Raw genomic sequence first — 17,924 nt, 5'->3', positions numbered from 1 at the left:
TAGTGGATACAGACATCGCTAAAGTTAGTCTAGTTGGGGGTGGTATGGTGGCACAACCCCTGGTTGTGGCTCAGTTTTTTGAGGCATTAGCACAACAGCAAATAACTATTCAGATGATTACAAGTTCGGACACTAAAATTAGTTGTGTGGTTGCTCAAGAAGAAGGAGTTAAGGCTTTAAATGCAGTGCATAAGGGGAGCATCCCGGTGGTTAAAAACTATGCCCAAACCCCCAAGGGTTTGGCTACACCAGCAAAGCCGACCTACGCAGGTTAATCAGCACGCTAATTAGTCGGACACAATTATAGCGCTACGCGCAAGGGCTTTAGGCAAGAGGCAAAAGGCAAAAGTTCAATAAAACAGCGTTTCAGCTTTTATCAATGTCAAACACCTTAATTGGTAGTGCTATACTTCAAAAAATCAGGCAAAAATTAGGCAAAAATTAGGCAAAAATTAGGACAATAAAATCATGATCAAACTTTATGATTACCAGCTATCTGGCAATTGCTACAAAGTGCGGCTAATGCTTTCACTACTTGGGTTAGAACATGAGACTGTCTGGGTTGACCTGGACAATGGTGAACACAAATCTCCCGAGTTTCTGGAATTGAATTCCTTCGGACAAGTGCCAGTTCTCACCGATGGAGATTTAGTCTTTCAGGATGCCCAAGCTATTTTAGTCTATCTAGCACGGCGCTATGGTAGCGAAGACTGGCTGCCTTTGGAAGCTGAAGCCATGAGTCGAGTGATGCGCTGGCTATCTACAACTGCAGGAGAGATTCGCCAGGGTCCAGAGTTTGCCAGACTTTATTACAAGTTTAATGTAAAAACCGTTAACATCGAGGTAGCAACACAAAAGTCGGCAACTATCCTGACATTGCTCGACAACCACCTCAGTGATCGGGCATGGCTGGAACTGGATCACCCCACAATTGCCGATATTGCTTGCTTCCCCTATGTTAGTCTCTCACCAGACGCTAAGATTTCTCTAGATGCTTACCCCAATGTGGTGTCTTGGATGGAGCGGATTAAACAATTACCAGGCTACATTGCGATCGCGTAGCGTGGCCTACGGTCAATCCCATAGCGTGACCTACAGTCAATCCCGTAGCGTGACCTACAGTCAATCCCTTAGCGTTACCTACGGTCAATCCCTTAGTGTGGCCTACGGTCAATCCCATAATTTCGTCCCCACCATCAGCCCCTAACTGAATCACGTCACTGGCGCTAGCGGTATCCTTTTCAGGTAGTATGATGAATCTAGCGCCATTGATAGCATTTTCATTTATATTTCAGAACAATCGCGCAACACAATACAGTATCGACGAGGACGACTGATTATCCCTTCTTCCTCAAACTGCTTGATCAGCCTGGTGATGGTTACTCGTGTGGTACCAATCATCTCAGCTAGTTCTTGATGGGTCACTGGTATATCAATCAGTTGCCCACTACATACGGGACGACCAAACTTCCGGGCTAACCAACTCAAAAACTGTTGCAAACGCTGAGAGACTCTTGGTGTTCTAATGATAGACAGCAACTCTTCTGTCTGTCGCAGATGGCAAACAATAGCCTCGGATAAGCGGTAAGACTGAGACAAAGACAGACATTGCGCTTTAACCCTATTGACACTCCCCGTCCTATAAGAACGGGGATTCTCACTTCAACGAGCCAACTTGCTCAACCAGACCGGAATCAGGAAGAGTAGAGGTCGATTCTCCATGAGCGTTGGGGTCTATGACCCAAGTTCCGGTGTGCCCCACCGTACCTAAGGCTCTTTTTAGAATATTGATCGCAGCATTGTGGTCGCGGTCTAATTCACAGCCACACTCACAGACGTGGGTTCTGGTTGATAAAGATTTTTTGACAACTTCGCCACAATTAGAGCATTTTTGACTGGTATAGGCAGGATTGACAGCTACTGTTTGCCTGCCAAACTTTTGCCCAAAATGCTCTAGCCACTTTCTAAATTGATACCAACCTGCATCATTAATAGATTTGGCAAGACAATGGTTTTTAACTAGGTTTTTAACCCTCAAGTCTTCGTAAGCGACCACATCGTTAGAGTGGATTACGCAACCCGCCAGTCTCTTGGCGTGTTCTTCACGCTGCCTACTTATTTTGAGGTGTGTCCTACCTAGTCTATTAATGGCTTTTTTGCGATTGGAAGAGCCTTTCTTTTTGCGAGAAACTCTGCGTTGATAAAACTTTAAACGCTTCTCTCCCTTACGATAAAATCTTGGGTTAGGTTCTGTACCGCCTCTAGAATCGGTGTAAAATTCCTTTAATCCCACATCTAAACCAATATTGGAATGAGAGGGTTCTAAAGGTTCTTCTACATTGACTTTTACGCAGAATTGAACATAATAACCATCCGCGCGACGAACTAGCCTAACTCGCTTAATCAGCTTTTGGTCGTAACGCCACAAGTCCCAAGTTCCCTTGAGTTTTAGTTTTCCTATACCTTTTTTATCAATAAATGAAATTGACTTGGCATCAGGGGAAAGCTTCCAGCCAGATGTTTTGTATTCAACTGATCTGGAAAACTTCTTGAACTTGGGATAACCTTTCTTTCCAGGAATTTGCTTATTGCAGTTACTATAGAACCTCGAAATCGAATTATAAGCTCGTTCCACGGAAGCCTGGCAGGCATGGGAGTTCAAGTCTTTGACAAAAGAAAACTCAGCTCTGAGCCATGTGTTATAGCGATATAGGTCTTTTTGTCCTACGCCTTTATTGTCCATCCAGTATCGGAGACACTTATTGCGTACAAATTGACCCGTCCTTATCGCATCGTCGATGGCGGTATATTGAGTTTTATTCCCTTTGACTTTGAACTCTAAGACGATCATTTGACGTGAAAAAACTCTACGTAAACTATAACTCAAAATAAAAAGACTGTCAATAGCCCCGTCCTAGAAGGACGGGGCTATTGACCCAAAATTTTTGGTCAAGCTTTTAACCACACCCTGTTGAACTACCCATAGTTGATCAGGTTCTAGAGCAATCAAGTCACGGCGCTTAAAGAGATGAACAGATGGCTTGAACCTAGTGGTGACAGGGTTCTGATTCACTAACGATTGCTCTGATGCCTTACCAAATCTGGGAATTGTCATGATTCTTAATAAAAATAGCTTTCATTTCACTTAAGCAGTAGTGTAAGCTATTCCAAGTAGCTATTGAATATATTTTGCAATACTGAGCCTAGGAGGTGTAGATAGTGGCAAACACTGCTGAGAGTTCCCGATTAGTAGAGGGAGAGTATGGTTGGTGGGCAGGTAACGCTCGCCTGACGGAGTTATCCGGGAAATTATTGGGGGCTCATGTTGCCCATGCTGGTCTAATCGTCTTCTGGGCTGGAGCAATAACCCTGTTTGAACTATCCTGCTTCAATCCTGCCAAACCCATGTACGAACAAGGCTTAATCCTGCTGCCCCACTTAGCAGCTCAAGGCTGGGGCGTTGGTGCTGGGGGAGCTATAGTCGATACTTACCCCTACTTTGTGATTGGTGTTTTGCACCTGATCTCTTCAGCATTTCTCGGCTTTGGTGGTATCTTCCACGCCCTCCGTGGTCCGGAAACTTTGGAAGAACAGTCTGGCTTCTTTGGGTATAGCTGGGCAGATGGTGACAAAATGACCACTATCATCGGCATTCACCTGATTCTACTGGGATTTGGAGCTTTTCTACTGGTGGCTAAAGCGATCGCTTTTGGGGGGTTGTACGATCCAGCAGTGGAGAATGTGCGAGTGATTAATAACCCTACTCTCAATCCAGCAGTGATTTTCGGCTATCTGTTTGGTACTGTGGGCAAGAACTGGATTGCTGGAGTGAGTAACCTAGAAGATGTAGTTGGTGGTCATATTTGGGTTGGTTTGCTGTGTATTGGCGGTGGCTTTTGGCACATCAAGACTCAGCCATCTGAATGGACGCGCGGTCTTTTTATTTGGTCTGGAGAAGCCTATCTTTCTTACAGCTTGGGCGCTTTAGCGCTGATGGGGTTTATCGCCGCGTACTTCTGCGCTGTTAACACCGTAGTCTACCCAGAAGTTTTCTATGGTCCTGCCTTATCAATTAAGCTGGGTGTTTTCCCCTACTTTGCCGATCCTAACTCTAGCTTCCCTTCTTGCCGGAGTTGGTTAGCTAATGCTCACTTCTTCCTTGGGTTTTTCTTCCTCCAAGGTCATATTTGGCATGCTTTGCGAGCAGCTGGCTTTGATTTTGGCCGGGGTAAGGTAGTAGCTTCAGAAGCTACTACCTAAATTCAGCTTAATGCAATTAATTCTAATAAAGTGTCGATATAATGGCATTTTATTGACCAAATCAAAATGCAAATAATTCTCAAAGAGGTACATCAATGACAGCAGTAATTGCTGATAGTCCCAAGCAAGGCCAAATCTCAAAAGTAGGCTGGTGGGCTGGTAATGCTCGTTTTATTGAATTATCCGGTAAGTTGCTAGGCGCTCATATTGCCCATGCTGGTTTGATAGTCCTGTGGGCGGGAGCAATGACCCTGTTTGAACTATCTCGCTACACCCCTGACGTGCCGATGTATGACCAGGGATTAATCTTGTTGCCCCACCTGGCTTCCTTAGGGTTGGGTGTTGGGTCTGGTGGTCAAATTATCGACACCTATCCCTATTTTGTGGTTGGGGTCTTGCATTTGATTTCCTCAGCAGTGCTGGCAGCTGGAGGACTTTACCATTCCCTGCTTACCCCAGATAAATTAACCAAAGATAGCACCTTTGCTGGTTTCTTTGGCTATGACTGGGAAGACTCCGACAAGATGACCACCATTATCGGGATTCACCTAATCCTTTTGGGGGTTGGTGCTTGGCTCTTGGTAGCTAAAGCCATGTTTTGGGGTGGACTATTTGACCCCTGGGCGAGTGGCGGTGGCAATGTACGAGTGATTACCGATCCCACCCTTAGCCCTGTCAAAATTTTTGGCTACTTAATTGGTGCATCCGGTTCAGAAGGCATGGCAGCCGTGAATAATTTAGAAGATGTGGTTGGCGGTCACATCTGGATTGGTTCGATCTGCATTGCTGGTGGTTTCTGGCACATCTTGACTAAGCCATTTAACTGGGCACGTGAGGTTTTGGTTTATTCCGGGGAAGCTTATCTCTCCTATAGCTTAGGGGCGCTCGCCTACATGGGAATTTTTGCCGCCTACTTTGTCATGGTCAATGACACCGTTTATCCGGAAGTGTTCTATGGTCCAGTAGGGACTTTAGAAGCCAGTGATGGCATCGTGTCTGCTCGCGGTTGGTTGGCAGCATTCCACTTTGTCTTTGCCGTGTTGTTTCTGTTCGGTCATATCTGGCATGCTATCCGGGCGCGAGGAGCAGAAGCTGGTTTTGACTTCAAAAAAGGTGAGCTGATTATCCCTCGGAGTAATCCCCAAGTTGGTGACTTGGCAACCCCAATAAACTCCTCAGATATTAGCCTTAACTTCCTCAAAAACCTACCTATTTACCGTCCCGGTCTTTCTCCCCTGTCCAGGGGTCTAGAAATTGGCATGGCTCATGGGTATTTTATCTTTGGTCCGTTTGCCAAATTAGGACCGTTGCGGGATTCACAGACGGCAAACTTAGCTGGTGTAACAGCAGCCATTGCTCTGATTGTCATCGCGACCATCGGCCTATCAATCTACGGTACAGTCACCTTTAAGAAAGAGCTACAAACTGTACCTCGACCCACATTCGTTACTAGGGTACCCGAGGTACCAGAAACTATCCAAACTGCTGACGGATGGAGTCAGTTTGCTGGAGCTTTTCTAGTTGGTGGCGCTGGAGGAGCGATTTTTGCCTATCTGCTGGTCAATAACTTCAGTATGATTCAGGGATTGATGGGTTAAATTAGTTGCTAAAAAGTTTCAACAAATGCTAAGGTAATTGATGGAGCATTCTATAGGCTTCTTAAAACAGGAGCTGTCTGGGGCTAGGAAGCCATGTCAACCCTAACCCCATTATTTCTTTTCCCTAGCTTAGATATAACTAACGGTTCATCCGTCCCATAGTGACAGCCAGGTTAAATGCAACCTTGACCGAAACTATTGGAACAGACAATATGCCCTCCTTTTGGTCTCAGTTTATTGATAAATTTTAGTGATAAACTTGAAACGACCTAGAGGGCGTTCATAAAGATGGATGCCATAACCTAGATGGATGTCTCCACCTGCCACTAGCATTTACTGGTATTGCTGCCACTGTCGGCAACAGATGCCAATGCTGGAGGAAACCATACTGACTGAGTCAGTATCCTGTGGGGATATCGAAGACGTAACTGCTTCTGTACTACCTGGCTAACCACTAAGCACAGCAAGCATACTACTTAGTTTCTCGGCGTTGCTGAATCTTCGAATGAATATAAGTAGAGTGGGCATCCTGCCCGCGCGAAAATAAGCATGAAACTGGCAAGATACCAGTTCTACACAAGATGCCAGTTCCACGCCTGATGCCCATTCTAAAAAACTCTTACAATCATTCCATTATTAAGCAACCCCAGTTTCTCAACCATCTAGTAAGTATTCAGCGATCAGCACTAAGCAAGATTTTTAATCAAATCAAACTTAGGCATTTAGTTAAAGAGTACTTTGTCTTTAACTAAAGGCTGATTAAAAATACCTTATCGCTGATTGCTTACACCAAGGAGCATGTCATCTTTGTAATTCTGTACATAGATCCCCCCTAGCCCCCCTTAAAAAAGGGGGGAATTAGATTCAAAAGTCCCCCTTATTAAGGGGGATTTAGGGGGATCGAAATCAGGAATTAACAAAATTGATATGCTCCTCTTACACCATCTAATCAACAGGTGCGACCCGTGGCGAATTTAATTCGCAAACGGAAAGCGCACCTAATCAATCAGGAGTAAATAAAAATGTCAAAAATTGGTCTTTTCGTCGGCTCTCAAACCGGTAAAACCGAGGCGGCAGCTGAGGAAATTCAAACAGGACTTGGCGGTGATGATGTCGTCACTATACATAAAATAGAAGAGGCTGAAAATAGCGATTTTGAAAAGTACGAAAATCTCATCATCGGCTGTCCTACTTGGGATATTGGGGAATTACAAGCTGACTGGGATGGCTACTTTGAAGAGTTAGATAATATCAACTTCAGTGGTAAGAAAGTTGCCTATTTTGGGACTGGAGACCAGGAGGGCTATCCTGATAATTTTATGGATGCCATTGGTATTCTAGAAGCCAAAATTTCCGAATTGGGGGGTACCACCGTTGGACAGTGGCCGAAGACTGAAGAGTACGACTTTAATGAATCAAAAGCTCTCAAAAATGGTAAGTTTATTGGTCTTGCCCTGGATGACGATAACCAGTCTGAACTGACTGAAAAACGGATAAAAACTTGGGTAGCGCAACTCAAACAAGAGTTTGGAGTTTAGTTTTTACAACCGTTGTAAGCTGGTAAGCATTCAGCCATCAGCCGTCAGCCGTGAGCTTTTGGCTCACGCTGCTTGAGGTGCTTATTTTATTCAAAAGCAGCTCAAGTAGTGTGCGCTATGGGCATAAACTGTTACCGTAGCCTGGCCATAGGCCTTTGGCTCATAGCTGATAGCTGATAGCTGATAGCTGAATGCTTACACCTGAAAACCGTCTCTCTTTTATAAAGCTAGCTACGTTGATCGTTGACTATTGACCACTGACAGTTGATCGTTAACGGTCAACATTAATGACTTGCCAACAGATAAAAAATTGCTTCACCCCTATTGAAGATTTGTGATTAAAAAATTGCTATAGGTATCCGTTTAGTAATTGTGATAATTTTTGATACCTACTCCCTACTCCCTACTCCCTTTGCTATATGTCTACTCTGCCTGATATCCTTTGGTTGAATGTTAGTCCAAGTTTTCTACGTTTTGATCAGCCTTTAATTCGTTATTTGTCTAAACAAAAGCGAGTTGGCCAGTGGGAGTATCGCCAAAACCAAGATGAACCAACTTCTCTTGATATCGCCCTTACCTTACTTCATGACTATCTCAAAACCTGCGATCATCCTATCCATCTGGTGGGCCACAGCACTGCTGGTTTGGTAGGACTACTCTATAGCCGTAAATATCCTGAAAAAGTCCAGTCTTTAACTCTATTATCAGTAGGTGTTAATCCCGCAGTTGACTGGCAAGCCCACTACTATGTGCAGCTCCAACTTTTACCCTGCACTCGCCAAGTGTTGCTTACCCAAATGGTTAAGAGCCTCTTTGGTCATCACAATCACCATATCACTAAAGGTTTAGTAACCATCCTAGAGCAAGATTTAGCTTATTCTCCCTCTCCTCACTCCCTATATAAACGGGTTAGTGTACCACCAACAGCAGTGCAAGTGCCATTAATGGTATGTGGTTGCAAGGATGACATTATTGTTGATTCTAATGCTTTGCAAGGATGGAAACCTTGGTTAAAAGAATGCGATCGCTTATGGGAATATCCGGAAGGAGGTCACTTTTGCCACTATTTCCATCCCAATCGAGTAGGACGGCAAATCATCCGGTTTTGGGAATCCCTATCATCACCAGTCCCTGAGCCATTAGCAATTAGTACTTAGGTAAGCATTCAGCTATCAGCCATCAGCTGATAGCTGATGGCTGAATACTTAAACTATCTGTAGCATCCATAAATTGAAATCCTATTAGTTAGTAGTTAACCATGTTCCAGATACTTATTTCTCAGGTTATTCAACATTTGGCAACGTTTCTGTGCTGCATAGCTGCTTGGACATTAATCGGAATAGCTTTATGGCGAATTCGGGCGACGTTTCGAGACGGTGTCGCTCATCTGAGACAATTGCATCAAATTCCCTGTAGTCGCTGCGCCTTTTTTACTGGAGATTATCGCCTCAAATGTACAGTACATCCCTCAAAGGCGCTAACAGAAGAAGCAATCAATTGTTATGACTATGAGGCAACTCTCAATCCTGCTAGAGTTAACTCACGACGGTGTAAGTGTAGTCATCAAGCTACGTCTAAAGTTGTGTGACGATAATGCGTTCGGCTCTGGCGCGCCAAAGGCGATTGGCCGTAGGCCACGCTACTTGAGGTGCAAGTTCGGTAAGCTATCAGCTATCAGTTATCACAGGATTTACGTCGTTAAGTTGATTTCGCCCCCCTAGCCCCAGGGCTGTTTCATTCCCTCATTAAGCCCATATACTAAGAGAATGTTGTAAGATAATCAAAACAATGAGCTCTTCTTTGATTGAAAGACTCGGTGAAGTAAGGGATTTTCGTACTACTGACGGCAGACGACATCCGTTGTGGGTGGTACTGCTAATAGTCATCATGGGAACAATGAGTGGATACTTGGGTTACCGTGCCCTGGGAGATTTTGCACAACGTCACCGAGAAGATTTAATCGAAGCCTTGAAAATACCAAAAGGGCGTGTGCCATCTTACTCCACCATACGTCGTGTCATGATGGGTATAGATTTTGATAACTTTGCCAAGGTCTTTCTTGCGTTGGGCATCAGAGTATATCCAAATCAGTCCTGGAGAATGGTTAAGCATTGATGGCAAAAGGATCAGAGGCACAGTGAGCAATAGCAACACCAAATATCAGAATTTTATTTGCGTGGTGTCGGTATTCACTCATGATCAGGGTTTAGTATTAACTCAAAATCAGTTCGAGAACAAACATGGCAGTGAAATCAGTACAGTTCAAGCTTTGATTAAGACACTTCACTTAGAACAAGCAGTATTGAGCTTGGATTCTCTACACTGCCAAAAAAAACCTGCGACTTAATTATCAACAGTGGGAATCATTATGCCATCGCGGTAAAAAATAATCAGCCCAAGCTCTATCAACAGATTCAAGTCAATACACAATCAGCAGTGCCCCTGACAACTCATACTAGCATCGAGAAAAAACATGGTCGCCTCACCAAAAGACGTATCAGTGTGTTTGATGATTTGACTGGTATCACTAACCAATGGATTGGCTTGAAAACCCTAATTAAGGTTGAAAGAACAGGACAGCGAGGTAGACAAGCATATGTAATGGTTGCTTACTACATCAGTAGTTTGGTCGCTGATGCTGAGATTTTCGCACAAGGCATTCGTGGACATTGGGGAATTGAAAATCGCTTGCATTGGTCAAAAGATGTGGTTTTTAAAGAAGACCGTTCCTCCATCAAAGCAGCCCACGCTCCTGCCAATATGTCCATTATTCGTAGCATTGTTATTAATCTCCTACGTAGTAACGGTTTTTCATCTGTGACTATTGCTCAAAGATTAATTAGCAACAACATCCCCACACTTTTGGCACTTTTGCAATAATTTTGGGAATGAAACAGCCCTGGGGCTGGGGGGGATCTAATATCTTGCGGAAAACTTTGAAAACACGCCCTAGCCCCCCAAGCGAGCAATCCCTCGCTTGGGGGGCTAGGGGGGCTTTAACTTTCACCAGATGATCGCGCATTCATTCCTTAATTCAGCAACGCCCAAAAAAAAAGTGGCAAGTCACACTAGTGTTACTGATCCCAATTCTGGAAACTACGGCTACCCATCAATTTAATCTCCCCATCTCCCGATCTCCCCATCGCCCGATCTCCCCATCTCCCCATCTCCCCATCGCCCGATCTCCCCATCGCCCGATCTCCCGATCTCCCCACACGTCCCACACCTCCCACACTACCCGTTTGACCCTCAGGTAAAAAACCTACCCCTGTGGGCTACTCCCTGCTCCCTAAAACCAACACCTATCCTAATCAATCAGACGAAACACTTTCTTCTGCTTTTGAGCAGGTTGTTGTGATTGTTCTTGCTTAATTGTTTCTGGGTTGCTAGAGGGCTTCTGAGACTCTTTTGGCTCAGTTGATTCGCTAACTTTTGGTTTTTTCTCAAATACATTAACTCCTGCACCTTCTAACTCAATTACCCCTTCTGGAGAGACCCTGGCAATCTTTCCACTCAAAGCGGCTACCCAATCAGCAAAGCTATCCATCTTTTCTACTTGCTTTTTAAGGGTCTTGCGATTGAGTTCTGCCTGAACGGTTATGCCATTGTCCCCAGTCAGGAGTAAGGTAACTTTCTTGCCTTGCTCCGGTAAATTGGGTCTTTCGGTAAACTTGATGGTGATTTCGGGTTTTCTTCCTTGAATCATGATAACTTCATTGGGTTTAGTTTTAGGGCTTGGTTGAGGTTGATAGTCAGTTTTTTCTTCGGAGTAATGGGAATAGAAATTTGAGTCTTCTAGATTTACGTTAACTGGATGAGCTTCTTCTATGTAGAGTTGCTCTCCTACTCGTCTACAAAATAATTCCCAGAAATCATCCTTTTCTGCTGGTTGTGGCAAAGACCCCTGGAGACTTAACAAAAAAGGCTGCCATGGATAACTTTTGGCTTTTCCTCTAGGAGGCAGGTGATTGCGTTCTACATACATCACCACTGCTTCTGGCTTGACATCGTGAATTAAACCACGAACTCGAAACTGATCGACTCTTTCATCACTGGGAGAATGACGTAGAGTAGTTTTCCCCTCTAGGGGAATAAATTTTTTGATTTGAATTTGAGCCAGTTTTCCTGCCTTGGTGATGCGGAAATATACTCGCCAGAGATAGACTTTTTTCTCACCAAAAGAGGGGTTGGTACTTAATTTCTTCCACAAGGGTTGGTGCATATAGGCACTGAAGCTGATTCCTTGTTTGAGAACAAGAGTTCCTTTAACTGACCTATTAGGCTCTTGAGATGGGTTTGGGTCAAATCGCCCAAACAGATAGCCCAGAGCCGAAAACTCGGTTGGACGACTAGGAGGGGTAAAGGGGACAACAACTTCCATTGGATTGGTAATTAAGGAGCCATTATATTTTAGACTATCAAATCACAGCAATCAGATGGACTTAACTGGTTGAGTTTTACTTCCGATAATTTACTAAGGCTGTGGATATTGTTGAGGAAGAAGAGCTTACTCCCTGTTTTCAGCAGGAAAGGGAAACCCTGGAAAGCAAGGGGTCCCAGTGATTGAATCTGTCTAGGAATGGGGGTGACGAGGGTGTGCGATCGCCTTTTTGGTATTCAACCAGGATAACGTTGGCTCTACCAGCTCTGCTAGGTTTATGTATAATTTGATACATTTTTTGCCATGGAAGCAAAACTTACAGCACTTTTCAATAACTATTTCTGGTTTAGTCCTATAGTTGAGTAGATTAAAATTGCTAAACTATGGAATAATAATTAATTATATAGCATTTTTCAACTAAGTGATAAATGCTATAACACAAACAAAAAAAACATTATCATCACCACCCATGCTCCCATGATCAGATTAGGTTTGATTCCCACACTTTTATTACTCCCTTCTCAACCGACTTAATCTAGCCCATGTCAAGTTTTATCACCTCAATCACCGTAGAGATTCCCTCTTTAGTTTTCAAATTCGCAAACACAAAGGGTTTATCTCCTCGCATCTTTTTAGCATCCCGTTCCATCACCCCCAAATCTGCTCCCACCTGAGGTGCCAGATCAATTTTGTTAATCACCAGCAAGTCAGACTTGGTGATTCCTGGTCCTCCTTTACGAGGAATCTTATCCCCAGCAGCCACATCAATAACGTAAATAGTGAAATCTACTAGTTCTGGACTGAAGGTTGCTGCTAGGTTATCCCCTCCACTTTCTAGGAACACCAAGTCTAAATCAGTAAACCGATTTTCCAGCTGTTCAATGGCTGCCAAGTTCATTGAGGCATCTTCCCGAATGGCAGTATGGGGACAACCCCCTGTTTCCACACCCAGAATGCGATCGCTTTCTAGGGCCTGACTCCTAACTAAAAACTGGGCATCTTCCTGAGTATATATATCATTGGTGACCACAGCGATTTGATAAGAGTCTCGCAGCGCTTTACACAATGCATCTAATAGAGCAGTTTTCCCTGAACCAACTGGACCAGCAATCCCAACACGAAAAGTACTCATGTTAACTAACTTAGAGTTAATTTTAATAGTGTAGTTTATTTATGGTCATTAGCCATAAAAAAATTGTTAATTGCTAATGATAAATTAACAATTAACAATTGGCAATTGGCAATTTTAGATTTTTATTATAGCAATGGCTGTAATGGTGTTGGCAAATTTAAGGGATGAAGCGCGCAGCGCTATAACTATTGACGATTAAGGGGTCAAGGCACCGACTTGCTGTAAATCCAAAAGAAAAATTTTCTGAGTAGATGCTTCGTTTGATATAACAGCTGCATGAGATATCATCTCCAGAACACTGGCCTGACGGTAAGACTTCGGGATAGGTCGCATCATGTCTTGGGGTAACTCCACCAAATTGGGCAGATCATCCACAAAAATTCCCCAAAGTTCGGAGTCCCTAGGACGAATAATTACTAAGAACCTTTGGTTAGGGCTTCGGTGAGGTAAACTACCATCGCCCAACTGCTGATGTAAATCCCAAACTTTAATCGTATGCTTGCCTAGCTGAACTAATCCCATGGTTTTCATCTCCCGGCTGATTTCAGTGGTAAAATTTACCACTTTCAGGACATCCCTAATCCCAAGACATAGGGAATAGTCAGCAATCTTAAAAACCATGAATTTGTCTGGCTTTGAATTATTGTCTAACATCGCCTTTATTTAACCTTATTATAGCTATTAATATTTAGGAAAAGGGAAACTTTTATTTTTTTGATAATTTGTTAGGCTAAAAAATTTTACGTATTAATGATAAATTAATAATTAAAAATTACCAAATCATTCCAGGATATAGGGTTGAATATACTGTTGATAATACTTAGGCAGTATATAGCGTTTATCTGATATCTTGCACCATTGTCATTAATCGTAGGGTGGGCAGTGCCTACCAACGTGGTTTGCAAGCTTCATTATCTGTCTGATGCACTGCCCACCCTACATGAACTATTACCTATTAGCTATTACCTATTACCTATTAGCTATTACCTATTAGCTATAGCAGAAGTCAGAAGTCAGAAGTCAGAAGTCAGAAGTCAAACTCTTGCGCTTACTTAGGTTTGAGACTTTTGTCATGTACTAACTGCCCTGGCGACTGCTATATTACCTATTAGCTATTACCTATTAGCTATTACCTATTAGCTATTAGCTATTACCTATTACCTAAAATCCCGAAATTGTGTACCTCATAGCTATGAGAATTGCTATAGTCTTTATTCCCCCTACTCCCTACTCCCTACTCCCTACTCCCTACTCCGTTATTGAGGGTGAAATGGGCTCAACAACATCGGTTACTGTTGTCAACAATTTGTGTTCCAAATAGGGCTTAGTGATATAAGCCTTTGCCCCCAACTGTGCAGCAATCAAGCGGTGTTTATCGTTACTGCGGGAGGTGAGGATGACTACAGGAATATCTACCAAAGCCGGGTCTTGCTGGCAGTGTTTGAGAAATTCAAACCCATTCATGCGAGGCATCTCAATATCACAGATCACTAACTGTATATCTTTCTGATGCTGTAGTTGCTCAATGGCTTCATAACCATCCTGGGCTTGAAACACTTGATAGCCATTCTTTCCCAAGGTCATGGCTAGAGTTTGGCGCAGGGTGATCGAGTCATCTACCAGGAGTACCTTTGGCTTATGTCTGACCCAGAACGGTTCAACCAATGAAGGTGGAAGCTGCTTTCGTGAAAGGGTTTCCATTGCTTGGGTGGCTTGGTCATCGCTTTTGCTTTCAACCTTCAATGTGCTAACCTTTAACCTTTGACTGCCATCGGTCCGCTGGTCAGATAGGTACTGGATCAATTCAGTCCCATCCAGCACCAGTGTTAACCGACCATCCGCTAGAATACTGCCCCCATTGACATAGGGGGGTGGCACAATCATTGTCCCCAAAGGACGAATCACCAACTCCTGGTCTCCGAGCAGTTGCTCTACTTCCAGACCGACAAGCTGATCCTGGTAATGGATCAGAATGATTGGTCTAATCGTCTGTTTAGGAACAACAGGCTGATGGGGATGGGTTACTGAGAATGGAGAAGCCAGAGAGGAATAATCTAGGATTTGCCCAAGTTGGTAGACTTTAACCAGTTGCTGATCACTCCCGGTACCCAAGTGAAGCACTTTACCATCTTCCCAACTTCGGAGCTGGTGTTCCTGAGGAATAATAATTTGCTTGACTTGATCAGTGATCAACCCATAAACTTGCTTCCCAGCCTGGCACAGGAGTAACTTACCTATGGTTAAACTCAGGGGAATTTGTAGTCTAAATCTGGTGCCAAGGTCGGGAGAAGAATCAACCTGGACGGAACCCCTCAGAGCTTTGACCTGGTTTAGGACAACATCAAGACCAACACCTCGTCCAGAGAGGTTATTCACCCCAGAGACAGTGGAAAAGCCTGGTTCAAACAACAAATTCCTCAGCTGAGCCTCACTGAGACTATTACTCTGTTCGAGGTCGATCAGTTCACGTTCTACGGCTAGTTGGCGAATCCGTTTAAAATTCAACCCTGGCCCATCATCTTTGACTTCAATCACCAAATGTCTGCCCCGATGGCAAGCAGTGATTTCAATTAATCCGTTTTCTGGTTTGCCCTGTTGTTGCCGTAGAGCAGGAGTCTCAATGCCGTGGTCAAAAGCATTACGCACAAGATGCAGCAGGGGGTCGTACAGTTTCTGGGCAACAACTTTATCCACTAAAACATCATTACCAGAGATTTTTAGCTCTACCAGCTTATGGTGGGAGGCTGACAACTGCTTGAGGACAGGGGGGAAACGACTAAATATTTCCCCTAAAGGCAACATCCGAGCCTCCATCAAGACATCACGATGGTTGGTTAACAACCGACGTTGTTGTTCGAGAGTCTTACTGGATTGGGTGGTGAACAGCTCAATGTCATAGGCAGCTTCTGTTAATTGTATAGCGTCTTCTAGAACTGACTGAATCAGAAGCTCGGGTGTACTATAACGCTTTAGTTCCAGGTCATCGAAATAGTCTGTATCAAGAAGGTTAGTGGGTTGAAGGTTAGTGGGTTGAAGGTTAGTGGGTTGAAGGTTAGTGGGTTGAAGGTTAGTGGGTTGAAGGTTAGTGGGTTGAAGGTTAGTGGGTTGAAGGTTAGTGGGTTGAGAGCGTAGCGTGGCCTTTTGGTCAAGGTTGGCAGTAGGATTGGGGTTGGTAGCAAAGTTTTCCTTTAAACCTTCAACATGAAACTTGCTAACCTGCAAGGTTTTTTCTGCCCAAGGGTAGGAGGAAAAGCTAGGATTTGAGTCGGTAGCAAAGTTTTTGTTTAAACCTTCAACCTGAAACTTGCTAACCTGCAACCTTTGCCTAATCTGCTTTTGTTGCATCAAAATAAACAGGCGGTCGTACCAATCTTGCAGTTGGTCGAGCACTTGCTGATGTTGGTGGACACGATCTTGGAGTACTCGCACTGCCGCCAGCAGTTGTTCATTTTCAAGCAACTGGCGGTTTTGGTTGGTTAGTAATTCCCCAATTGTGTAATTCAGGTATTCTAGATGCTCAATATTTATCCGCACAGTACCAGATTTATCCCTAGATGATGGCGTGCTTGGATGTTGGTTGGAGGGAGTTATGGCGAGATGGGAAGAGTTTAGAGGAGAATTTATAGTGTTGCCTATGGGCGGGATGATCTCGTCTGTGATCACTTCGGGCTCTTGTGCTTCTTCTTTGTTTTCATTATCTCCATCAATCATCCCCATGTTGTGCAAAACAAAATTTTTTTCTGTGCCAACTTCTTGCTCAGGGGAGGCTATCTCTCCATCCAAGACATCTATTTCTGTTTGCTCCGACCTCTGCAATTCTTTACTTTGATCAGAGGTTTGGTCATCTAGTGTAGTTGACCCTCCCCAGATCATTTCCACAAGCTGGGACTGTTTGCTTGTTTTAGATTCTGGATGAGTAACGGAAGAATTATTAACAATACCTTCTTCTTGTTTTACTCCCGGCTCAACCGGATTAAGGTCTTGTTCTTTTCCGTTGTCCAAGACAGAAGATTGATTGTGAATTATCAATTGTGAATTTGGAATTGAAGACCTCAGGTCAGCTAGTTGTTGCAGAGCCATAGAAGGTTGACCACCTTGAGTCCTATCCCCTTCTAGCACTGCTGCTTGTGCTGCAACGAAATCACACAAAGCCGTCTTGGCAATAGTTACCACCTGTTCGGGATGGTTGTCTAGGGCTGCGATCGCATTTTTGGCAATAGCGGCAAACCCTGGTAAATTAAGAGATTGCCCTAACCCCAAGAAAATGTCTGCTTGGTTGCGAACTGTGATGCTGATTTCAGTGGGATTGTCACTATTTAGGGCAGCTTGGATTAAGTCTAATCCTTGGCTAACCCCCACTTCAAAAATGGACTGGGTGACGTCGAAGCCCAATTCTACTGAGGTGGGCAGATAGGATTCGAGACCAAAACAGTCCCCCAGCTTCTCTTGGAGTTGGGCAACAACAGCAGCAGTTCGATTCTTGATTTCGGTGTCATCGATTTGCCCCCCTGTGAGTTCAGCGGTCAGAGGTAGGCGGAGACACTCATAAGCTTGAAACAGTAAGGCTTCAATTTCTGGATTAATGGACAAGTCCGGGTTAAACAGAGCTTTAAAAACATCCTCCAAGGAGTGAGCTACCGTGGCAATTGTTTCCAAGCCAATGCTAGCTGCTGCGCCTTTGAGGGTATGGGTAGTGCGCATCAAGTTGTTGACTTTATTGATGCTATAGTGTTCTGACAAACTCAGCAAATCGTTTTCCAAGACTTGCAGCAGTTCCGGTGCTTCCTGGAGAAAGTAGCGATAGCTTTGCTCACGAATTTTTGGGTCATTAGTCATTAGAGAAGTTGTCAAGTGGGTGACGTATTTTTGTCAATGGTTAATCGGAGTAGGGAATCGGGAATCGGGAATCGGGAATCGGGAATCGGGAATCGGGAATCGGGAATCGGGAATCGGGAATCGGGAATCGGGAATCGGGAATCGGGAATCGGGAATCGGGAATCGGGAATCGGGAATCG

The 17,924-nt window shown here is 44.1% G+C and carries 18 protein-coding genes and 1 pseudogene; 11 read left to right on the top strand and 8 right to left on the bottom strand.

The window, feature by feature from the left end:
* The coding region (locus tag F6K38_RS23080; protein WP_287357542.1) for an ACT domain-containing protein at window positions 1-275 on the top strand (275 nt) is incomplete at its 5' end.
* Between the two features lie 193 nt (window positions 276-468).
* Entirely contained in the window at window positions 469-1,062 is a 594-nt protein-coding gene (locus F6K38_RS23075) for a glutathione S-transferase family protein (RefSeq protein ID WP_008185414.1), read from the top strand.
* Here F6K38_RS23075 and F6K38_RS23070 read toward each other — a convergent pair.
* The 4 genes from F6K38_RS23070 to F6K38_RS23055 form a co-directional block, all read right to left on the bottom strand.
* Window positions 1,028-1,216, bottom strand: a complete 189-nt coding sequence (locus F6K38_RS23070; protein ID WP_131826997.1) for a hypothetical protein — start codon at window positions 1,214-1,216, stop codon at window positions 1,028-1,030. The two genes, F6K38_RS23075 and F6K38_RS23070, sit on opposite strands and share 35 nt — an antisense overlap.
* Before the next feature lie 68 nt (window positions 1,217-1,284).
* Window positions 1,285-1,599: a Crp/Fnr family transcriptional regulator gene (locus F6K38_RS23065; RefSeq protein WP_052308449.1), complete on the bottom strand. Its 315-nt coding sequence runs from the start codon at window positions 1,597-1,599 to the stop codon at window positions 1,285-1,287.
* 58 nt (window positions 1,600-1,657) lie between these two features.
* Entirely contained in the window at window positions 1,658-2,851 is a 1,194-nt protein-coding gene (locus F6K38_RS23060) for an RNA-guided endonuclease InsQ/TnpB family protein (RefSeq protein WP_008185416.1), read from the bottom strand.
* A gap of 63 nt (window positions 2,852-2,914) precedes the next feature.
* On the bottom strand, window positions 2,915-3,115 hold the full coding sequence (locus tag F6K38_RS23055) for a hypothetical protein (RefSeq protein WP_008185418.1): 201 nt from the start codon (window positions 3,113-3,115) through the stop codon (window positions 2,915-2,917).
* Window positions 3,116-3,219: 104 nt separating this feature from the next.
* Here F6K38_RS23055 and F6K38_RS23050 point away from each other — a divergent pair, with 104 nt between their 5' ends.
* The 8 genes and pseudogenes from F6K38_RS23050 (at window position 3,220) to F6K38_RS23015 (ending at window position 10,276) form a co-directional block, all read left to right on the top strand.
* Entirely contained in the window at window positions 3,220-4,260 is a 1,041-nt protein-coding gene (locus F6K38_RS23050; RefSeq protein ID WP_008185420.1) for a chlorophyll a/b binding light-harvesting protein, read from the top strand.
* A 95-nt stretch (window positions 4,261-4,355) separates the two neighbouring features.
* Window positions 4,356-5,858, top strand: a complete 1,503-nt coding sequence (locus tag F6K38_RS23045; protein ID WP_287250770.1) for a chlorophyll a/b binding light-harvesting protein — start codon at window positions 4,356-4,358, stop codon at window positions 5,856-5,858.
* A gap of 310 nt (window positions 5,859-6,168) precedes the next feature.
* On the top strand, window positions 6,169-6,309 hold the full coding sequence (locus tag F6K38_RS23040; protein ID WP_154659918.1) for a hypothetical protein: 141 nt from the start codon (window positions 6,169-6,171) through the stop codon (window positions 6,307-6,309).
* Between the two features lie 571 nt (window positions 6,310-6,880).
* Complete coding sequence (gene fldA, locus F6K38_RS23035) at window positions 6,881-7,396, top strand: flavodoxin FldA (RefSeq protein ID WP_008188393.1); 516 nt, start codon at window positions 6,881-6,883, stop codon at window positions 7,394-7,396.
* A gap of 419 nt (window positions 7,397-7,815) precedes the next feature.
* Complete coding sequence (locus tag F6K38_RS23030) at window positions 7,816-8,553, top strand: alpha/beta fold hydrolase (protein WP_008188395.1); 738 nt, start codon at window positions 7,816-7,818, stop codon at window positions 8,551-8,553.
* A gap of 101 nt (window positions 8,554-8,654) precedes the next feature.
* Window positions 8,655-8,984, top strand: coding sequence for a hypothetical protein (locus tag F6K38_RS23025; RefSeq protein ID WP_071986944.1), 330 nt, complete (start codon window positions 8,655-8,657; stop codon window positions 8,982-8,984).
* A gap of 200 nt (window positions 8,985-9,184) precedes the next feature.
* On the top strand, window positions 9,185-9,511 hold the full coding sequence (locus tag F6K38_RS23020; protein WP_008188398.1) for an ISAs1 family transposase: 327 nt from the start codon (window positions 9,185-9,187) through the stop codon (window positions 9,509-9,511).
* A pseudogene (locus F6K38_RS23015) lies at window positions 9,432-10,276 on the top strand (ISAs1 family transposase). The gene F6K38_RS23020 and the pseudogene F6K38_RS23015 overlap by 80 nt, the downstream one beginning before the upstream one ends.
* A 427-nt stretch (window positions 10,277-10,703) precedes the next feature.
* On the opposite strand, the gene F6K38_RS23010 reads toward F6K38_RS23015, so the two are convergent.
* From F6K38_RS23010 to F6K38_RS23000, 3 genes are all read right to left on the bottom strand, one after another.
* Window positions 10,704-11,777 carry a heterocyst master regulator PatR gene (locus F6K38_RS23010; RefSeq protein WP_008188405.1) on the bottom strand — a complete coding sequence of 358 codons (1,074 nt, stop codon included), beginning with the start codon at window positions 11,775-11,777 and terminating at the stop codon, window positions 10,704-10,706.
* Between the two features lie 535 nt (window positions 11,778-12,312).
* Window positions 12,313-12,909, bottom strand: a complete 597-nt coding sequence (ureG, locus tag F6K38_RS23005) for an urease accessory protein UreG (RefSeq protein WP_008188409.1) — start codon at window positions 12,907-12,909, stop codon at window positions 12,313-12,315.
* Between the two features lie 195 nt (window positions 12,910-13,104).
* Window positions 13,105-13,563, bottom strand: coding sequence for a chemotaxis protein CheW (locus F6K38_RS23000; RefSeq protein ID WP_008188412.1), 459 nt, complete (start codon window positions 13,561-13,563; stop codon window positions 13,105-13,107).
* Window positions 13,564-13,791: 228 nt separating this feature from the next.
* On the opposite strand from F6K38_RS23000, the gene F6K38_RS22995 reads away from it, so the two are divergent.
* The gene (locus tag F6K38_RS22995) at window positions 13,792-13,965 is read left to right on the top strand and encodes a hypothetical protein (RefSeq protein WP_154659919.1); all 174 of its coding nucleotides are present in this window, start codon (window positions 13,792-13,794) and stop codon (window positions 13,963-13,965) included.
* 192 nt (window positions 13,966-14,157) lie between these two features.
* Here F6K38_RS22995 and F6K38_RS22990 read toward each other — a convergent pair whose 3' ends face one another.
* A complete protein-coding gene (locus F6K38_RS22990) occupies window positions 14,158-17,745 on the bottom strand; it encodes a hybrid sensor histidine kinase/response regulator (RefSeq protein ID WP_008188414.1) in 3,588 nt (1,195 codons plus the stop codon).
* Window positions 17,746-17,924 lie beyond the last annotated feature (179 nt).

This window comes from Moorena sp. SIO3B2 (assembly GCF_010692525.1).
Lineage (GTDB): Bacteria > Cyanobacteriota > Cyanobacteriia > Cyanobacteriales > Coleofasciculaceae > Moorena > Moorena producens.
This window is presented reverse-complemented; position numbering and strand designations above follow the sequence as displayed.

Coding starts and splice junctions, on each gene's coding strand:
- F6K38_RS23025 (WP_071986944.1), top strand. CDS start 8,655: ATGTTCCAGATACTTATTTCTCAGGTTATTCAACATTTGGCAACGTTT.
- F6K38_RS23020 (WP_008188398.1), top strand. CDS start 9,185: ATGAGCTCTTCTTTGATTGAAAGACTCGGTGAAGTAAGGGATTTTCGT.
- F6K38_RS23060 (WP_008185416.1), bottom strand. CDS start 2,851: ATGATCGTCTTAGAGTTCAAAGTCAAAGGGAATAAAACTCAATATACC.
- F6K38_RS23045 (WP_287250770.1), top strand. CDS start 4,356: ATGACAGCAGTAATTGCTGATAGTCCCAAGCAAGGCCAAATCTCAAAA.
- F6K38_RS23040 (WP_154659918.1), top strand. CDS start 6,169: ATGTCTCCACCTGCCACTAGCATTTACTGGTATTGCTGCCACTGTCGG.
- F6K38_RS23075 (WP_008185414.1), top strand. CDS start 469: ATGATCAAACTTTATGATTACCAGCTATCTGGCAATTGCTACAAAGTG.
- F6K38_RS23030 (WP_008188395.1), top strand. CDS start 7,816: ATGTCTACTCTGCCTGATATCCTTTGGTTGAATGTTAGTCCAAGTTTT.
- F6K38_RS23055 (WP_008185418.1), bottom strand. CDS start 3,115: ATGACAATTCCCAGATTTGGTAAGGCATCAGAGCAATCGTTAGTGAAT.
- fldA (WP_008188393.1), top strand. CDS start 6,881: ATGTCAAAAATTGGTCTTTTCGTCGGCTCTCAAACCGGTAAAACCGAG.
- F6K38_RS22990 (WP_008188414.1), bottom strand. CDS start 17,745: ATGACTAATGACCCAAAAATTCGTGAGCAAAGCTATCGCTACTTTCTC.
- ureG (WP_008188409.1), bottom strand. CDS start 12,909: ATGAGTACTTTTCGTGTTGGGATTGCTGGTCCAGTTGGTTCAGGGAAA.
- F6K38_RS23010 (WP_008188405.1), bottom strand. CDS start 11,777: ATGGAAGTTGTTGTCCCCTTTACCCCTCCTAGTCGTCCAACCGAGTTT.
- F6K38_RS23000 (WP_008188412.1), bottom strand. CDS start 13,563: ATGTTAGACAATAATTCAAAGCCAGACAAATTCATGGTTTTTAAGATT.